Here is an 18,633-nt window from a genome sequence, read left to right as displayed (position 1 = left end):
GAGCCAAACACCGATCAATTGTGGGAGCTGGCTTGCCTGCGATAGCGGAGGACCAGTTGGCACATTTGTAGCTGACAGACCGCTATCGCAGGCAAGCCAGCTCCCACAGTAGTGTCCGCATTTCAATTCCGAGCCACTGAACGATTTGCCATCCCCGCCCGTCATACCAATCCTTGAGCTAGTGTAGGAATTGTCTACCACTCAGCCCTGCGATTAGTCCAAAACCGCCTACCTATGTTTAACTTGAATGCTCGTTCAAGTTAAACCCGGTGGTTCGCTGCCCGCTCACAACAGGAGGCTTACCTTTGCTGAGTCCGTTATTTACAGCCACATCACACACCTTCGGGGTGCATCGTTCATGAGTGCATCGTCCACCCCATCCAGCGGCCTGGTGCGCATGAATGCGCCGGTTTTCTACTTTGCCGCAACCTTCATTTTGCTGTTTGGCATCACTGTCATCGCTATTCCGCAACAGGCCGGTGCCTGGCTGCTGGCAGCGCAAAACTGGGCGGCCAACACGGTCGGCTGGTACTACATGCTCGCGATGACGCTGTATCTGGTCTTCGTGGTGGTCACCGCGCTATCGGGCTACGGCAAGATAAAACTCGGTGCCGACCACGACGAGCCCGAATTCAGTTACCTGTCCTGGGCCGGCATGCTGTTCGCCGCCGGGATCAGCATCACGCTGTTTTTCTTCTGCGTCTCCGAGCCGCTGACACACCTGGTGCAGCCGCCTCAGGGCGCGCCGATGAATGCCGATGCGGCTCGCCAGGCCATGCAGATCCTGTTTCTGCACTGGGGTCTGCATGGCTGGGGCGTGTTTGCCTTTGTCGGCATGGCCCTGGCGTACTTCGCCTACCGGCATAACCTGCCGCTGGCGCTGCGCTCGGCGCTGTACCCGCTGATCGGCAAACGCATCAACGGCCCCATCGGTTATGCGGTGGACGGCTTCGGCATCATCGCCACGGTGTTCGGCCTGGGCGCCGATATGGGTTTTGGCGTGTTGCACCTCAACTCCGGTCTCGACTACCTGTTTGGCATCGCGCATACGCAGTGGATTCAGGTCGGCCTGATCACCCTGATGATGGGCGCCGCAATCCTCGTGGCCGTCGCCGGTGTCGACAAGGGCGTGCGAGTGATGTCCGACATCAACATGCTGCTGGCCTGTGCGCTGCTGCTGTTTGTGTTGTTCGCAGGCCCTACCCAGCACCTGCTCAACACCTTGATCCAGAACATCGGTGACTACCTCGGCGCCTTGCCGACCAAGAGCTTCGATGTGTACGCCTACGACAAACCCAGCGACTGGCTGGGCGGTTGGACGGTGTTCTACTGGGCCTGGTGGATCGCATGGTCGCCGTTCGTGGGCCTGTTCATCGCGCGTATTTCCCGTGGTCGGACCATCCGCGAGTTCGTCTTCGGCGTGCTGTTGATTCCGCTGGGCTTCACCCTGGCGTGGATGTCGATCTTCGGCAACAGCGCCATCGACCAGGTACTCAACCACGGCATGACCGCGTTGGGCCAGTCGGCCATCGATGACCCGTCGATGAGCCTCTACCTGCTGCTGGAAACCTACCCGTGGAGCAAAACGGTGATCGCCGTCACGGTGTTTATCAGCTTCGTGTTCTTCGTCACTTCGGCGGATTCCGGCACTGTAGTGCTGTCGACGCTTTCGTCCAAAGGCGGCAACGCCGATGAAGACGGGCCGAAATGGCTGCGGGTGTTCTGGGGCGCGATGACGGCGCTGGTCACCAGTGCCCTGCTGTTTGCCGGCAGTATCGACTCGCTCAAGTCGGCAGTGGTGCTGACCTCGTTGCCGTTCTCGCTGATTTTGCTGCTGATGATGTGGGGGCTGCACAAGGCCTTCTACCTCGAATCGCAGAAACAGATTGCCCAGTTGCATTCGCTGGCGCCGGTGTCGGCGGCGCGCAAAGGCCGAGGCGGTTGGCGTCAGCGCTTGAGCCAGGCTGTGCACTTCCCGTCACGCGATGAGGTGTACCGTTTCCTCGAATCGACGGTGCGCCCGGCGATTGAAGAAGTGACGGCGGTGTTTGTCGAGAAAGGCCTGAATGTGGTGACTCAGCCGGACCCGTCCAACGACAGCGTCAGCCTGGAAATCGGGCATGGCGAGGAGCATCCATTCGTTTACCAGGTGCAGATGCGCGGTTACTTCACGCCGTCGTTCGCCCGTGGTGGCATGGGTTCCAAAGAGATCAACAACCGCCGCTATTACCGCGCGGAAGTGCACTTGAGTGAGGGCAGCCAGGACTACGATCTGGTCGGCTACACCAAGGAGCAGATCATCAACGACATCCTCGACCAGTACGAGCGCCACCTGCAGTTCCTGCACTTGGTACGCTGACCCTAAACCTGCGCAAAGCCCCGATCTACGGGGCTTTCTTAAACTTAATTTCATTCGTGAACTAAGCGTTTTGACTCCGAACTGTCATCTGGCCACTGCGTAATTGTGTGAAGCGTTTGACGCTTTCATTTCAGAACAGTGACGGAGACCGGTAACAATGAAGACGTTAATAAGCCCCATGGTAGGTGCCGCCATGGCGAGCTTTATGCTGTCCGCCCATGCCGATTTTATCGACGACAGCCACGCCGACGTGACCTTGCTCAACCGCTATCTCAACCAGCAAGGTCGTGATGTGGTGGGCAGCAACGCCAAGGCACATAGCGTGCGGGATTGGGGCCAGGGTTTCGAGTTCAACTTCAAGTCCGGTTACACCGAAGGCCCGGTAGGTTTTGGCCTGGACTTGCAGGCGTTTTACGGCTTGAAACTCGACTCCGGCGGCGACCTCAACGACAAGGATCACCAGGGCCGCTACCCAGGCAGCATGTTCCCGTTGGACAACGGCAAATCCGCCGACCAGTTCGGTGTACTCAGCCCGACCTTCAAGATGCGTTTCGCCAAAGATGAACTGCGGGTTGGCACGCTGTATGGCAACAACCCGGTACTGGCCAACACCGACGGCCGCCTGTACCAGCAGACCAATACCGGCGTGCAACTGGTCTCCAAAGACCTCAGCGACTTCACCTTCACCGGCGGCGATATCTTCAAGACCAAGATCCGCAACGAAACCGGCGACCAAGGCATGATCACCGCCGGCGGCACCCGAGAAAGCGATCGCTTCCTGTTCGGCGGTGCGGATTACACCGGCATCCAGAACACCACCGTGAGCCTGTGGTACTCCAACCTTGAGGATTACTACCAGCAGTTCTTCCTTGGTGCCAAGCGCCATGACGCGTTGTCCGTAGGCGCCATCGACACCGACGTGCGCGTGTTCCGCAGCCTCGGTGTAGGCGCCAACGCCGACGGCGATAAAGACTTTACCGGCGCCGGTCTGTATGGCGACGGCACCAGCAAGGGCCGCATCAACCAAACCACCGCCAGTTTGCTGGAGAGCTACAGCCTGGACGGTCACACCGTCGGCTTGGGCATCCAGAAAAACAGCGGTGACAGCGACTTTCCGTACCTCGATTCCGGCCTCAACAGCGGCGACAACCGCCAAGGGCCGGGCTCAGGCGCAGACACCCCGGCGCTCACCAATATGCAGTTGAATAAATTTCAACACGCCGGTGAGCGCACTTGGCTTGCGCAGTACAAGTATGACTTCGGTAAGCTGGGCCTTACCGGCCTGACGTTCTCGGCGGCCTATGCCCACGGTGATGACATCCGCACCGTGCAAGGCACCACCAGCGAGTGGGAACGCAACATTGCCGTGGCTTACCAAGTACCGACCGGCACCCTCAAGGGCCTGGGCGTGACCTGGAAAAATGCCCACGCCAGCCCGGATATTACCGGTGCCACCGTTCAAGATGAAAATCGCTTTTATGTCAGCTACGTCGTTCCACTCTGGTAGGAAATTGCTGTAGAACGGAACGGCAGGCTTAAGCGATTCAGCTGGTTAAAAGGCCTGGGAATAACCTTATTCCCGGGCCTTATTTGCCTACGTCCAAGAGAGGATTCGATGACTTACATTGCTGCCGAAAACCGCTATGAATCTATCCCGTACCGCCGCGTAGGTCGCAGTGGATTGGTGCTGCCGGCACTGTCCCTGGGGCTGTGGCACAACTTTGGCGACAGCACCCCGATCGACACCCAGCGCGCCCTGCTGCGCACTGCGTTTGACCTGGGGATCAACCACTTCGACCTGGCCAACAACTACGGCCCACCGTATGGCAGCGCCGAGATCAACTTCGGCCGTTTGCTGCGTGAAGACTTCAAGCACTACCGCGACGAGCTGATCATTTCCAGCAAAGCCGGCTGGGACATGTGGCCCGGCCCTTACGGCCAGGGTGGCGGGTCGCGCAAATACGTACTGGCGAGCCTGGACCAGAGCCTGCAACGCCTGGGCGTCGACTACGTGGATATTTTCTACTCCCACCGTTTTGACGCCGACACCCCGTTGGAAGAAACCGCCAGCGCACTCGCCACTGCCGTGCAACAGGGCAAGGCGTTGTACATCGGTATCTCGTCTTATTCCGGGGTAAAAACCCGCGAAATGGCGGCGCTGCTGCAAGAGTGGAAAGTGCCGCTGTTGATTCACCAGCCGGCCTACAACCTGCTCAACCGCTGGATTGAAAAAGACCTGCTGGACACCACCGATGAGCTGGGTGCCGGGGTGATTGCCTTCACGCCGCTGGCCCAGGGTTTGCTCACCGACAAGTACCTCAACGGCGTGCCAGCCGATGCGCGGGTCAACCGCCCAGGTGGCGGCTCGTTGCAGGCCAAGCACTTGTCTGAAGCCAACATTGCCCATGTGCGCGGGTTGAATGAAATCGCCAAGCGCCGTGGCCAGAGCCTCGCGCAACTGGCCCTGGCCTGGACCCTGCGTGACCCACGGGTGACCAGTGCCTTGATTGGTGCGAGCCGCCCGGAGCAGATCATTGAAAACGTTGGCGCGTTGAAGAACTTGAGCTTCAGCGCAGAAGAATTGGCGGAGATTGATCGGTTTGCGCAGGAAGGCGGGATTAACCTGTGGGAAAAACCGTCCACTGCTGAATAAGCCGGCACAAGCCGGTCAAAAATGTGGGAGCGGGCTTGCCCGCTCCCACATTTTGATCTTCGGTGTGGCAAATTCACTCGGTTGTACTCGGCCAATGTGGGAGCCGGGCTTGCCCGCGATGGCGGTGTGTCAGTCGATGAAGTAGTGGCTGGTCCACCGCTATCGCAGGCAAGCCAGCTCCCACACTTTGATCTTCAGTGTGGCAAATTCACTCGGTTGTACTCGGCCAATGTGGGAGCCGGGCTTGCCCGCGATGGCTGTGTGTCAGCCGATGAATGTATGGGCTGGTCCGCCGCTATCGCAGGCAAGCCAGCTCCCACACTTTGATCTTCAGTGTGGCAAATTCACTCGGCAGTACGCGGTCAATGTGGGAGCCGGGCTTGCCCGCGATGGCGGTGTGTCAGTCGATGAATGTATGGGCTGGTCCACCGCTATCGCAGGCAAGCCAGCTCCCACATTTTGATCTTCGGTGTGGCAAATTCACTCGGCAGTACGCGGTCAATGTGGGAGCCGGGCTTGCCCGCGATGGCGGTGTGTCAGTCGATGAATGTATGGGCTGGTACGCCGCTATCGCAGGCAAGCCAGCTCCCACATTTGACCTTCATTGATTCAGAGGTTGTGCCTGGTTTAGAAGGGGACGTCGCCCAGGATTGTGGCGCGATGCATCACGCGTCGTTGCGGCCGGTAGTCATCCACGGCGTAGTGCTGGGTCACGCGGTTGTCCCAGAACGCCACGTCGTTCTCCTGCCAGCGCCAGCGAATGGTGAATTCCGGCCGTGTTGCGTGGGCAAACAGCAGCTTGAGTATGGCCTCGCTTTCCGTCGGCTCCAGCTCGTTGATTTTGGTGGTGAACCCATCACTCACAAACAATGACTTACGCCCGCTGACCGGATGCGTGCGCACCACCGGGTGTGACAGGGGTGGATTCTTCTTGCGGGTCTCTTCCCAGCGCGCCAAGTCTTCGGCGGTGTTGCCAAAGCGCTCCAGCGGGAAGGATTTGGTGAAATCATGAGTCGCCGTGAGGCCGTCGAGCAGGCGCTTGAAGGGTTCCGACAGGGCTTCATACGCCGCAATGCCACTGGCCCACAACGTGTCGCCACCAAAGGCCGGCAGCAGCTTGGCGCTGAGCACCGCGCCGAGCGCCGGCGTCGGCAGGAAGGTCACGTCGGTGTGCCATACGGCGTTGTCGCGCACGTCGGTCACGGCGGTGTCGAGGATCAGCACTTCGGGCTGCTCCGGCACGTTGGGGTAGATCGGGTGAATGTGCAGGTCGCCAAAATTTGCCGCAAACCGCGCCTGTTGCTGCGGCGTGACGGCTTGGCCACGGAAGAACAGCACCGAGTGGCTGAGCAGCGCCTGCTCAATAGCGTCACGTTCTTGGAGGCTCAACGGTTGGGTGATATCGACGCCACTGATCAGGGCGCCCAGGGCGGTGCTTATTGGCGTAACGGTCAGGCTGCTCATGCGGTTCTCACTCAATGTGCCTGGCCATGCCAAGGCACTAATTTGCGCTGCAGGGCACGCAGGCCCATTTCCATGGCGAAGGCAATCAGGGCGATCACCAGAATCCCCAGCACCACCACGTCGGTGACCAGGAACTGCGCCGCCGACTGCACCATAAAGCCCAGGCCGCTGGTGGCGGCGATCAGCTCGGCGGCAACCAGGGTCGACCAACCCACACCCAGGCCGATGCGCACGCCGGTAAGGATGTCGGGCAGCGCGCTCGGCAGGATCACATGGCGAATCAACTGGGCGCGGGTGGCGCCCAACGACTGCGCGGCACGCAGCTTGGCCGGGTCGACCGTGCGCACGCCGGTCGCGGTGGCGATGGCGATAGGTGCAAAGATTGCCAGGTAAATCAGCAATACCTTGGACAGCTCACCGATGCCGCACCAGATCACGATCAGCGGCAGGTAAGCCAGGGGCGGAATCGGCCGATAGAACTCGATCAGCGGGTCGAGGATGCCACGGGCAATGCGGTTGGCACCGATGGCAATCCCCACCGGCACCGCGGTCAGTACCGCAAAGCCCAGGCCCAGGCCGATGCGCGTGAGGCTCGCGCCCAGGTGCTGCCACAAGGTGGAATCCATATAGCCGGTGGTCGCCAGCAGCCAGCCTTTTTGCAGCACGGCGGAAGGTGGCGGCAGGAACAACGGTTCGATCAAGCCAGTGGCGGTGACGGCCCACCAGATTGCCAGCAAGGCGACCAGGGTGAGTACGCTGATCCAACGTGTACTCAGGCTGCGACGTACTGGAATAACCTTGTGCGCTACCGGCTTGGCGGCCGTGGCGGGAAGTTCGTAGCTGCTCATGCAGGCACCTGCCGTTGCGAGAACACTTTGCCCAGCACGTGTTCACGGGTTTCGATAAAGCGCGGGTCGGACTTGATCGCCCGCGCCGATTCACCGGCGGCGTAGCGTTGACCGAAGTCCAGGTGCAGGCGCTCGACGATCTGGCCTGGGTTGGGCGCCAGCAGGATCAGGTCGGTGGCGAGAAATACCGCTTCTTCGATGTCATGGGTAATCAGGAACACCGGCTTGGCCGTGCGCCGCCAGACTTGCAGGAGCAACTCCTGCATCTGTTCGCGGGTGAAGGCATCGAGGGCGCCGAAAGGCTCGTCCATCAGCAGCACGCGAGGGTCAGCCGCCAGCGCGCGGGCCAGGCCGACACGCTGTTTCTGGCCACCGGAAAGCTGCCAGATACGGCGGCTGTCGAAACCGGCCAGGTCGACCAGTGCGAGCATTTCCCGGGCGCGCACTTCGCGTTGTGCCTTGGGCACACCGGCCAGTTCCAGGCCGAAGCCGACGTTGGCCAGCACGTCCTGCCAGGGCAGCAGAGCGTCGTCCTGGAACACCACGCCGCGTTCGGCGCTCGGGCCTTTGACCGGCACGCCATCGAGGGTGATGCGCCCGGCAGAGGGTTCGACGAAACCGGCAATCAGGTTCAACAGCGAAGTCTTGCCACTGCCGGACGGGCCGAGGGCCACCAGCAATTGCTGAGGCCCAAGGTCGAGTGAAATATCGGACAGTACCGGTTCTGTGGCGCCTGGGTACTGTGCGCTGATGCGCTCCAGTTGTAGCAAGGCCATCGCGATGAGCTCCTTGAATCAGTTAGTGATGAACTTGGCGCTGACGTAAGGGGCGTAGTCCGGCAGCACGGCGTCGACTTTGCCTTGTTCCTTGAGGAACGCGGCGGTGTCGGTTACAGCCTTGGTGGTCGGTGCGCCCAGCAGGGTTACTTGGTCAGCGGCCAGTGGGTAGACGTTGCCTTGCAGCAGCAGTGGGATATCACTGGCCTTGGCGCCGGAGAGCTTCACCAGCTTGTCGACGTTGCCTTTGTCGGCCAGCCAGGCCTGTGGGTCTTTGCGGTAGGCGGCGTAGGCGTCCAGGGTGACTTTGGCGAAGGCGGTGATGATTTCCGGGTGTTTTTCGGCGAAGTCTTTGCGCACGATCCAGGCATCGAAGGTGGGCGCGCCGAACTTGGCCAGTTCGCCGGAGGTGATCAGCACTTTGCCGTTTTCCTTGGCAACGCCCAGGGCCGGGTCCCACACGTATGTCGCGTCGATATCACCGCGCTTCCACGCCGCAATGATTGCCGGTGGTGCGAGGTTGAGGATGGTCACTTTGGAAGGGTCGATGTTCCAGTGTTTCAGCGCGGCCAACAGGCTGTAGTGGCCGGTAGACACGAAAGGCACGGCAATCTTTTTGCCGACCAGGTCCTGTGGGCTGTTGATCCCCGAACCATTGCGCGCTACCAGCGCTTCGGCGCCGCCGATCTGGGTGGCGACCAGGAAGGTTTCAACGGGTACTTTGCGCGTTACCGCAGCGGTCAGCGGGCTGGAACCGAGGTAGCCAATCTGGACGTCGCCGGAAGCAATGGCGGCGATGATGTCGGCGCCATTGTCGAATTTGCGCCAGTCGATCCTGGCGTTGGTTGCTTTTTCATACGCACCGTCGGCCTGGGCGACTTTCGCCGGGTCTACGGTGGTCTGGTAAGCAATGGTCACATCTGCCGCCTGGGCAAACAGGCTGGCACCGGCCAGGGACAATGCGGCCAAGAGTCGCAATGGGGTAAGCAGTTTCAAGGGGAAGCTCCTCAATCAGGCGGCCGAGGGTCGGCGAGTGAGGAGACTAAATGATCTAAGAACTCGAAAATAAATAACATTTTCGAATTAGCTTATGAGGAGAAGAGTGAGCGCAATCTTCAACCCAATGAAGGCAAATGTGGGAGCTGGCTTGCCTGCGATAGCATCACCTGGGTATCACTGATACACCGAGGTGTTTGCATCGCAGGCAAGCCAGCTCCCACACAAACCAGGTCCCACAGGAGATGGCGTGATGCTTTAGTTGCTGATCGCCAGAATGCTTGCCTGGTACGAGCCGACAAACACGTCAAAGTCGCCCACTTCGTTTTGCTCAAGCTCCACCTGCTGAGCCAGCGACTTACGTGCCAGCTCTTCAAAGCGTGCTTGCTCATCGGCCGGTAAAGGCTCCTGACGGAAGTGCGCGGCGTGCACCTCGCTCTGGTGCAGGGAGAATTGCGCAAAGCTCTCTTTGCGCTCGGCCATCGCTGCCAGCACTTGGGCCGACGGCGTCAGGGACGAGTCCTTGACCTTCGCCAACTGAGCGTCCAGCGCCTGGCTGTGCTCGGTAATGCCATGGCTCTCATCCAGCAAGGCCGCCAGCGGGGCGATCTTCTCCAGCAGCTCGGTGGCCCATTCCTTCATGTCCACCGCCTGGCCTTCACGCTGCAATTGCAGGCCTGGGCGACGGCCTTCCTTGACCACACTGAGGAAGTTGGAGGTGGCATTGCCACACTCGTTGTTGGCGAACAGCGGGCTGTCGTTCAACGCGCAGTACAGCAGGAACGCATCGAGGAAGCGTGATTCCGGCAGGTCGATGCCCATCGGCAGGAACGGGTTGATGTCCAGGCAGCGCACTTCGATGTACTGGATGCCACGGGCCATCAGCGCCTGGATCGGCCGCTCGCCGGTGTAGGTCACGCGCTTGGGGCGGATGTTGGAGTAGTACTCGTTTTCGATCTGCAGGATGTTGGTGTTGAGCTGCACCCACTCACCATCCTTATGGGTGCCGATTTCGACGTAAGGCGCGTAGGGCGTTGCCACCGCTTCGCGCAGGCTGTCGGTGTAGCTGTTCAAGTCGTTGTAGCAGGGCGTCAGCCCAGCCTGGGCGTTGCTCTGGTAACCCAGGTCGCTCATGCGCAGGCTGGTGGCGTACGGCAAGTACAGCGTGTCGGCGTCCAGCATTTCAAGTTGGTGTGAACGGCCGCGCAGGAAACCGGCGTCCAGGGCCGGTGAAGCACCAAACAGGTACATCAGCAGCCAGCTGTAGCGGCGGAAGTTACGGATCAGCGCGATGTAGGCGGTGGACTGGTAGTCGCGGTCGGTGCCGACGAAGCCTTCAGTCTCCTTGAGCAACGGCCACAGCTGTTCCGGCAGGGAAAAGTTGTAGTGGATGCCGGCGATGCACTGCATGGTCTTGCCGTAACGCAGGGCCAGGCCCTTGCGGTACACGTACTTGAGCTGGCCGATATTGGAGGTGCCGTAGTAGGCGATCGGAATATCTTCCTCGGCCGGCAACGGGCACGGCATCGAAGGGCTCCACAGGTACTCGCTGCCGAGCTTGCTGTAGGCAAACCGATGGATCTTGTCCAGGCTGCTCAGGGTGTCGGCCGGGTTGGGCAGGGCGGGAGTGATGAACTCCAGCAGCGATTCCGAGTAGTCGGTGGTGATCAATTCATTGGTCAACGCGGCGCCCAGGGCTTCTGGATGGGGCGTTTGTGCCAGGCGACCCTCACCGGTGACGCGTAGGCATTCACGCTCGATGCCGTGCAAGCATTGCTCTAGCAGGGAGAGGTGTTCGCGCTTGCCGAGCAGGGCCAGGCGGCGGTTGAGAAGTTCGCTCAAGTTGGATTCCTTCACGCGTCAGTCGCCCCAATATGGGGGTGGGCAGGACGGTCTACAAGGGTGAAGTTGAAACTGGCGTTATCGCCTGGTTTAGAGTCGATTTGGCTCACATTGAAAAAGCCTACTTCACTCCATGAATTGGGCTATAGCGCAGCAAGAAAATTCCGACGCTGTTGTCGCAGCGCCGAAATTAACTCAAATCGAGGGCGGGGAGCTAGAGGACAGCGAAGGTGCCTTGTGCTTTTGCGACAAGTCTTTCGCCTTGATACACATCGGCTTCGACCACCAATGTGCGTCTGCCGGCGTGAATCACCCGGCTGGTGCACAGCACATCACCGTCTTCGACGGCGCGGATATAGTTGATCTTGCACTCGATGGTCGCGCTCTGCTGGTCAAACCCATGGGCGCTGGAACAGGCCAGCCCCATGGTGATGTCGACCAGGCTGAAAATCGCCCCGCCATGGAGCTTGCCCGCGCGGTTGCGCAGTTGCGGCTCCAGGGTCAGGGCCACCTCGGCAACGCCCTCGTCCAGGCGTTGCAGGCGGCAGCCGATCAGTTCGCTGAACGCGCTCTGGGTCAAACCGGCCGGGATTTCCATCAGCGTTTCTTCAACTGCTTGGCGTTGGCAAACAGCGACGCCATCGCGTTGTTGCTCGGCGCGGCCGTGGCGGTGGGCTCTTTACGCGGCGCGTTACCCTGGGATTGGCGCGGGGCCGAGCCTGGGCGTGCACCACGGGCGCCGTCGATTTTCTCGCCTGGGGTGTCGCTCATGCGCATCGACAGACCCACGCGTTTGCGCGGGATATCGACTTCCATGACCTTGACCTTGACCACGTCACCGGCTTTTACCGCTTCGCGTGGATCCTTGATGAACTTCTCCGAAAGCGCAGAGATGTGCACCAAACCGTCCTGATGCACGCCGATATCCACAAAGGCGCCAAAGTTGGTCACGTTGGTGACCACGCCTTCGAGGATCATGCCCGGTTGCAGATCCTTGAGGTCTTCAACACCGTCCTGGAACTCGGCGGTCTTGAACTCGGGACGCGGGTCGCGGCCAGGTTTTTCCAGCTCTTGCAGGATGTCGGTGATGGTCGGCACACCGAAGGTTTCGTCGGTGTACTTCTTCGGGTCCAGGCGCTTGAGGAACGCGGCGTCACCGATCAGCGAACGGATATCGCGGTCGGTCTCGGCGGCAATACGCTGCACCAGCGGGTAGGCTTCCGGGTGAACCGCAGACGAGTCCAGCGGGTTATCGCCGTTCATGACCCGTAGGAAGCCGGCGGCCTGTTCAAAGGTTTTTTCGCCCAGGCGTGCGACTTTCTTCAGCGCGGCGCGGGTTTTGAACGCACCGTTTTCGTCGCGGTGGGTGACGATGTTCTGCGCCAGGGTGGTGTTAAGCCCGGAAATACGCGCCAGCAGCGCGACCGAGGCGGTGTTTACATCCACACCGACCTTGTTCACGCAATCTTCCACCACCGCATCCAGGCCGCGCGCCAGTTTCAGCTGCGACACGTCGTGCTGGTACTGGCCGACACCAATGGATTTAGGGTCGATCTTCACCAGCTCTGCCAGCGGGTCCTGCAGGCGGCGAGCAATGGAGACGGCGCCACGGATCGACACGTCGAGGTCCGGGAATTCCTTGGAAGCCAGTTCCGACGCCGAGTACACCGAAGCGCCGGCCTCGGAGACCATAACCTTGGTCATCTTCATGGCGGGGTATTTTTTGATCAGCTCGGCGGCCAGCTTGTCGGTTTCACGGCTGGCGGTGCCATTGCCGATGGCGATCAGGTCCACGGCGTGCTTGGCGCACAGGGCGGCCAGAATGGCGAGGGTCTGGTCCCACTTGTTGTGCGGCACGTGCGGGTACACGGTGGCGTGGTCCAGCAGCTTGCCGGTGGAGTCGACCACCGCAACCTTGCAGCCGGTACGCAAGCCCGGGTCGAGGCCCAACGTGGCGCGCGGGCCGGCCGGTGCGGCCAGCAGCAGGTCGTGCAGGTTGTGGGCGAACACGTTGATCGCCTCGGTTTCGGCGCCGTCGCGCAGCTCGCCGAGCAGGTCGGTTTCCAGGTGGGTGTAGAGCTTGACCTTCCAGGTCCAGCGCACGACTTCACCGAGCCACTTGTCCGCAGGACGGTTCTGATTCTGGATGCCGAATTGTTGCCCGATCATGCCTTCGCACGGGTGCATGGTGCCCGGCAATTCGTCGCCGACTTTCAGCGCCGAGCTGAGAATGCCCTCGTTGCGACCCCGGAAAATCGCCAGTGCCCGGTGCGACGGCATGCTCTTGAGCGGCTCGTCGTGCTCGAAATAATCGCGGAATTTGGCGCCTTCTTCCTCTTTGCCGGCGATAACGCGAGCACTGAGAATGGCTTCCTGCTTGAGGTAGGTGCGCAGTTTTTCCAGCAGGCCGGCGTTTTCAGCGAAACGCTCCATGAGGATGTACTTGGCACCTTCGAGGGCGGCCTTGACGTCGGCGACGCCTTTTTCGGCATCGATAAAGCGCGCGGCTTCGGCTTCCGGGGCCAGCGACGGGTCGTTGAACAGGCCGTCGGCCAGCTCGCCCAAACCGGCTTCCAGGGCGATCTGGCCCTTGGTGCGGCGCTTCTGTTTGTACGGCAGGTAAAGGTCTTCGAGGCGGGTCTTGGTGTCGGCGAGCTTGATGTCGCGTTCCAGTTGCGGGGTCAACTTGCCCTGTTCCTCGATGCTGGCGAGGATGCTGATGCGCCGTTCGTCGAGTTCTCGCAGGTAGCGCAGGCGCTCTTCCAGGTGACGCAATTGGGTGTCGTCGAGGCTGCCGGTCACTTCTTTACGGTAACGGGCGATGAAAGGCACCGTGGAGCCTTCATCCAGTAGCGCGACGGCCGCTTCGACCTGTTGTGGGCGTACACCGAGTTCCTCGGCAATGCGGCTGTTGATGCTGTCCATAAAACCACCTGAAATTCTTGAAAGCAGCTCGCAGGCCCGGAAAACAAGGCGTTGCGAGGCTGGTTGAGCGGCGCCAGCGGCACCGCTGCCTGGGTCAAAAGGCTGCCTATTGACCCTCGAAATCGGGAAATTGCTGCCCCGCGCTGAAAAAACGGCTGAGGCTGCAAACAGTAAAGTCTGACAGTGCCCTGCGTGAAGGCGCCGCATTATAACCAGCGTTCTGCCCTTGGGGGGTACTGCGCCGGTGGTTGTAGGACGCGGGTTCGCTGGCGGTGGAGGAAAAATCTGCTAACAATGCACACGGTGCGTATAACGGCAGCTACGCCATAATGCGCGCCGAGATAAGAGGAGCATCTAATGAGCAGCACTGCACAAACTGCTGAAGGCGAAAAAATTCTCATCGTTGACGACGATCCGGGGCTGAGCAGCCTGCTGGAACGTTTTTTCAACTCCAAGGGCTACCGTGCCCGCGCGGTGCCGAACACCGAGCAGATGGACCGCCTGTTGGGGCGCGAAGTGTTCAACCTGGTCGTACTCGACCTGATGCTGCCCGGCGAAGACGGCCTTACCGCCTGCAAACGCCTGCGCGGTGCGAACAACCAGATCCCCATCATCATGCTGACCGCCAAGGGCGATGAGCTGAGCCGCATCAAGGGCCTGGAACTGGGCGCTGATGACTACCTGGCCAAGCCGTTCAACCCTGACGAGTTGATGGCCCGGGTCAAGGCCGTATTGCGTCGCCAGGCACCGCCGGTACCGGGCGCGCCAGGCAGCGAAGACGAGAGCGTCACCTTTGGCGAATACGAGCTGTCACTGGCGACCCGCGAACTCAAGCGTGGCGAAGAAGTGCACATGCTGACCACCGGCGAGTTCGCCGTGCTCAAGGCATTGGTGATGAATGCTCGCCAGCCGTTGACCCGCGACAAGCTGATGAACCTGGCCCGTGGCCGCGAATGGGACGCCCTGGAGCGCTCCATCGACGTGCAGATCTCGCGTCTGCGCCGGATGATCGAGCCGGACCCGGCCAAGCCGCGGTACATCCAGACGGTGTGGGGCGTGGGTTATGTGTTTGTGCCGGATGGCACTGCAACCAAGTGACCGATGACTTGCAGGGGCGGGCATCCCGGCGTTTGACTCCATGAGGGTCGACGGGATGCCCGGCGTCTGCAATTCTGCGAGCGCCGCTCGTTCCTGCAAGGTGTTTAGCTGTCTCCTATGAAAACCCCGTTGTGGTTCCCGCAAAGTTTCTTCTCTCGCACCCTTTGGCTGGTGCTGATCGTCGTTCTGTTTTCCAAGGCGCTCACGCTGGTTTATCTGTTGATGAACGAAGACGTGCTGGTAGACAGGCAGTACAGCCACGGTGTCGCCCTGACACTGCGTGCCTACTGGGCCGTTGACCCTGAAAACCGCGAAAAGGTAGCAAAGGCTTCGACGCTGATTCGAGTCGACGGCGCTGGTGTGCCCGAAGGTGAGCAGCATTGGCCTTACAGCGAGATTTATCAGCGTCAGATGCAGGCTGAGCTGGGAGAGGACACCGAGGTGCGCCTGCGCATGCATGTTTCACCTGCACTCTGGGTCAGGGCTCCGAGTCTGGGAGATGCCTGGATCAAGGTGCCCCTTTACCCCCATCCGCTGCGCGGGCAAAAAATCTGGAACGTGTTGGGCTGGTTCCTGGCCATCGGTTTACTTTCAACCGCTTCCGCGTGGATTTTCGTCCGACAGCTCAACCAACCGCTTAAACGCCTGGTGTTTGCCGCCCGCCAGCTCGGGCAGGGGCGCAGTGTGCGCCTGCCGATCAGCGATACGCCCAGTGAGATGACCGAGGTGTACGGTGCCTTCAACCAGATGGCGGAGGATGTCGAACAGGCCGGGCGCGAACGCGAGCTGATGCTGGCGGGCGTATCCCATGACTTGCGCACGCCGCTCACGCGTTTGCGGCTGTCCCTGGAGTTGATGGGCAACCATAACGACCTGACCGATGACATGGTGCGCGACATCGAGGACATGGACGCGATTCTCGACCAGTTCCTGGCGTTTATCCGCGATGGCCGTGATGAGGTGGTGGAGGAAGTCGACCTCACGGACCTGGTGCGTGAGGTGGTGGCGCCCTACAACCAGAATGGCGAACAGGTGCGCATGCGCCTGGAGCCGATCCAGCCGTTTGCATTGCGTCGGGTATCGATGAAGCGCCTGTTGAACAACCTGATCGGCAACGCCTTGCATCACGCGGGTTCAGATGTGGAAGTGGCCGCCTATGTGTCCGGCGACAGCACGGCGCCCTATGTGGTGTTGAGCGTGATGGACCGTGGTACGGGCATCGACCCGGCGGAGCTGGAAGGTATTTTCAACCCATTCACCCGTGGCGACCGTGCGCGGGGCGGCAAGGGTACGGGGCTGGGGCTGGCGATTGTGCGGCGAATTGCTTCGATGCATGGCGGCAATGTTGAGCTGCGCAACCGCGAAGAAGGCGGCCTGGAAGCGCGGGTGCGCTTGCCGCTAGGCTTGATGTTGCCTAGAGACGCGGTATAGCTACAAGCTACAAGCTACAAGAGAAGGCAGATGGCCTTTGCCCTTTCTTGCAGCTTATAGCTTGAGGCTTTGAGCTGCTTCTCTACCCCTTGCCCTTGGTCCGGGTCATATTCGGCCCACCATTCTTCTCCAAATGCTGAATGATGATCCCCGCCACATCCTTGCCGGTGGTGGTCTCGATCCCTTCCAGGCCCGGTGATGAGTTTACCTCCATCACCAGCGGGCCGTGGTTGGAGCGCAGGATATCCACGCCCGCCACTGCCAGGCCCATCACTTTGGCGGCCCGCAGCGCGGTCATGCGCTCTTCCGGGGTGATCTTGATCAGGCTGGCACTGCCGCCACGGTGCAGGTTGGAGCGGAACTCCCCCGGCTTGGCCTGGCGCTTCATGGCTGCGATCACCTTGTCGCCGACCACGAAGCAGCGGATATCCGCACCGCCAGCTTCCTTGATGTATTCCTGCACCATGATGTTCTGCTTGAGGCCCATGAACGCCTCGATCACCGACTCGGCGGCAGTCGCCGTCTCACACAGCACCACGCCGATACCCTGGGTACCTTCGAGTACCTTGATCACCAGCGGTGCGCCGTTGACCATCTCGATCAGGTCGGGGATGTCATCGGGGGAGTGGGCAAAGCCGGTCACCGGCAGGCCGATACCCCGGCGCGACAGCAATTGCAGGGAGCGCAGCTTGTCCCGCGAACGGGCGATGGCTACCGACTCATTGAGCGGGAACACGCCCATCATTTCAAACTGGCGCAACACCGCGCAGCCGTAGAACGTCACCGAAGCGCCGATCCGCGGGATCACCGCATCAAAGCCTTCCAGCGGTTTGCCCCGGTAGTGGATCTGCGGCTTGTGGCTGGCAATGTTCATATAGGCACGCAACGTGTCGATCACCACCATTTCATGGCCACGTTCGGTGCCGGCCTCGACCAGGCGGCGGGTGGAATACAGACGCGGGTTTCGCGACAGCACAGCAATCTTCATGCAGCACCTGGGGCAGAAATAGTAGAGACCGGGAACACCGGCTTGTCTTGAACGTACTTGACGCCGGGGTTGACCACCAACTGGCCGTCAATCAGCGCCTTGGAGCCCAGCAACAGGCGGTAACGCATGGCCTTGCGACAGGCCAGGGTGAATTCCACCCGCCATACTCGGTCACCCAGTGCCAGGGTGGTGCTGATTACATACCGCACCTGCGCATGGCCGTTGGAGCTCTTGATAGTTTTCATCGTCACCAGGGGCGCTTCGCAGCGACGATGGCGCAATTGCACCACGCTGCCCAGATGCGCGGTAAAGCGCACCCACTTCTCACCGTCGCGCTCAAAGGGCTCGATATCGGTGGCATGCAGGCTCGAGGTACTGGCACCGGTGTCGATCTTCGCGCGCAGGCCAGCCACTCCCAGGTCGGGAAGGGCCACCCACTCGCGCAGACCCACAACGGTCAAATGGTCAAATGTCTTCAATATGGGTAACCGGTCATTCAGAAATACTTCGTAGTCGTCGAGGACAGTAACGTCCAACTGCGCATGGATTGTGACAATCCCCAAACCTTCATCAAGGGCCAGGCGCCGAATTCGCGGTATTCACGCAGAATATCCGGCAAATGGCGACAGATATCGCTCCGGCGTTGGTAATCAGTGGGTGGAATGCAAAGTCCCGCAAAAAACCGGGTGTCTGGCGTATCTTAGGTGAGGCTTGGGATTTATGCGTTGAAGGGGTTCAACGGTAAAGTTGCGACATTTTTCAGAGCGAGGAATTCAAGTGGCTCAAAAGCAGGAAGAGGAAGAAAAGGTCCGTTTGGACAAGTGGTTGTGGGCGGCGCGTTTTTATAAAACCCGTGCCCTGGCCAAGGCGGCCATCGAGAGCGGCAAGGTGCACCATCGCGGCGAGCGCTGCAAGCCGGGCAAGGAACCGCGCGTCGGAGACGAGCTGCAGATTCGTACAGGTTTTGACGAAAAGACTGTGGTGGTGCAGGCACTGTCTGTCGTGCGTCGTGGCGCGCCTGAGGCGCAGGCGTTGTATGCCGAAACCGAAGCCAGCATCGCAAAGCGCGAAAATGCGGCGGCTATGCGTAAGGCTGGCGCAACCGGCATGACCACCGACGGCAAGCCGAGCAAGAAGCAGCGGCGTGATTTGTTCAAGTTTCGCGGCAGTGGCAATGATGATTGACACGGCTCTCCCTTCAAAAGGAGATCAACAATGTGGGAGCTGGCTTGCCTGCGATAGCGGTGGGTCAG

15 protein-coding genes are annotated in these 18,633 nt (G+C 60.5%); 6 read left to right on the top strand and 9 right to left on the bottom strand.

Annotated elements, in window-relative coordinates; genetic code table 11:
* Positions 1–397 precede the first annotated feature (397 nt).
* The 3 genes from betT to mgrA all read left to right on the top strand — a co-directional run bounded on the left by betT (position 398) and on the right by mgrA (position 5,012).
* Positions 398–2,359, top strand: a complete 1,962-nt coding sequence (gene betT, locus ACQY47_RS13325) for a choline transporter BetT (protein ID WP_169986756.1) — start codon at positions 398–400, stop codon at positions 2,357–2,359.
* A 178-nt stretch (positions 2,360–2,537) separates the two neighbouring features.
* Positions 2,538–3,866, top strand: a complete 1,329-nt coding sequence (locus ACQY47_RS13320; protein ID WP_017135726.1) for an OprD family outer membrane porin — start codon at positions 2,538–2,540, stop codon at positions 3,864–3,866.
* 108 nt (positions 3,867–3,974) lie between these two features.
* Positions 3,975–5,012, top strand: coding sequence for an L-glyceraldehyde 3-phosphate reductase (gene mgrA / locus ACQY47_RS13315; RefSeq protein WP_056858182.1), 1,038 nt, complete (start codon positions 3,975–3,977; stop codon positions 5,010–5,012).
* A 627-nt stretch (positions 5,013–5,639) separates the two neighbouring features.
* Here mgrA and tauD read toward each other — a convergent pair.
* The 7 genes from tauD to ACQY47_RS13280 form a co-directional block, all read right to left on the bottom strand.
* Positions 5,640–6,476, bottom strand: a complete 837-nt coding sequence (gene tauD / locus ACQY47_RS13310; protein ID WP_017135359.1) for a taurine dioxygenase — start codon at positions 6,474–6,476, stop codon at positions 5,640–5,642.
* Positions 6,477–6,487: 11 nt separating this feature from the next.
* Positions 6,488–7,324: a taurine ABC transporter permease TauC gene (gene tauC / locus ACQY47_RS13305; RefSeq protein ID WP_428557226.1), complete on the bottom strand. Its 837-nt coding sequence runs from the start codon at positions 7,322–7,324 to the stop codon at positions 6,488–6,490.
* Positions 7,321–8,100 carry a taurine ABC transporter ATP-binding subunit gene (gene tauB / locus ACQY47_RS13300; protein WP_017135361.1) on the bottom strand — a complete coding sequence of 260 codons (780 nt, stop codon included), beginning with the start codon at positions 8,098–8,100 and terminating at the stop codon, positions 7,321–7,323. The genes tauC and tauB overlap by 4 nt, the downstream gene beginning before the upstream one ends.
* A gap of 18 nt (positions 8,101–8,118) precedes the next feature.
* Positions 8,119–9,096 carry a taurine ABC transporter substrate-binding protein gene (gene tauA / locus ACQY47_RS13295; protein ID WP_169986664.1) on the bottom strand — a complete coding sequence of 326 codons (978 nt, stop codon included), beginning with the start codon at positions 9,094–9,096 and terminating at the stop codon, positions 8,119–8,121.
* A 258-nt stretch (positions 9,097–9,354) separates the two neighbouring features.
* A complete protein-coding gene (gene gshA, locus ACQY47_RS13290; protein WP_428557225.1) occupies positions 9,355–10,938 on the bottom strand; it encodes a glutamate--cysteine ligase in 1,584 nt (527 codons plus the stop codon).
* Between the two features lie 214 nt (positions 10,939–11,152).
* Positions 11,153–11,536: a PaaI family thioesterase gene (locus ACQY47_RS13285; protein ID WP_017135364.1), complete on the bottom strand. Its 384-nt coding sequence runs from the start codon at positions 11,534–11,536 to the stop codon at positions 11,153–11,155.
* Complete coding sequence (locus tag ACQY47_RS13280; RefSeq protein WP_169986660.1) at positions 11,536–13,863, bottom strand: Tex family protein; 2,328 nt, start codon at positions 13,861–13,863, stop codon at positions 11,536–11,538. Before ACQY47_RS13280 ends, ACQY47_RS13285 begins: the two co-directional genes overlap by 1 nt.
* Before the next feature lie 357 nt (positions 13,864–14,220).
* Between ACQY47_RS13280 and ompR the strand changes: the two genes are divergently transcribed.
* Together ompR and ACQY47_RS13270 are read left to right on the top strand one after the other, a co-directional pair.
* Entirely contained in the window at positions 14,221–14,961 is a 741-nt protein-coding gene (ompR, locus tag ACQY47_RS13275) for a two-component system response regulator OmpR (RefSeq protein WP_017135366.1), read from the top strand.
* Positions 14,962–15,078: 117 nt separating this feature from the next.
* Positions 15,079–16,392 (top strand): ATP-binding protein, encoded by a 1,314-nt coding sequence (locus ACQY47_RS13270; RefSeq protein WP_017135367.1) that lies wholly within the window; start codon positions 15,079–15,081, stop codon positions 16,390–16,392.
* Positions 16,393–16,474: 82 nt separating this feature from the next.
* Here ACQY47_RS13270 and rimK read toward each other — a convergent pair whose 3' ends face one another.
* Positions 16,475–17,380, bottom strand: a complete 906-nt coding sequence (gene rimK / locus ACQY47_RS13265) for a 30S ribosomal protein S6--L-glutamate ligase (protein WP_003171022.1) — start codon at positions 17,378–17,380, stop codon at positions 16,475–16,477.
* On the bottom strand, positions 17,377–17,841 hold the full coding sequence (locus tag ACQY47_RS13260; RefSeq protein ID WP_169986753.1) for an ATP-dependent zinc protease family protein: 465 nt from the start codon (positions 17,839–17,841) through the stop codon (positions 17,377–17,379). The genes rimK and ACQY47_RS13260 overlap by 4 nt, the downstream gene beginning before the upstream one ends.
* A 316-nt stretch (positions 17,842–18,157) precedes the next feature.
* Between ACQY47_RS13260 and ACQY47_RS13255 the strand changes: the two genes are divergently transcribed.
* On the top strand, positions 18,158–18,565 hold the full coding sequence (locus ACQY47_RS13255; RefSeq protein WP_017135369.1) for an RNA-binding S4 domain-containing protein: 408 nt from the start codon (positions 18,158–18,160) through the stop codon (positions 18,563–18,565).
* Positions 18,566–18,633 lie beyond the last annotated feature (68 nt).

The organism is Pseudomonas edaphica (genome assembly GCF_965277385.1).
Lineage (GTDB): Bacteria > Pseudomonadota > Gammaproteobacteria > Pseudomonadales > Pseudomonadaceae > Aquipseudomonas > Aquipseudomonas edaphica.
This window is presented reverse-complemented; position numbering and strand designations above follow the sequence as displayed.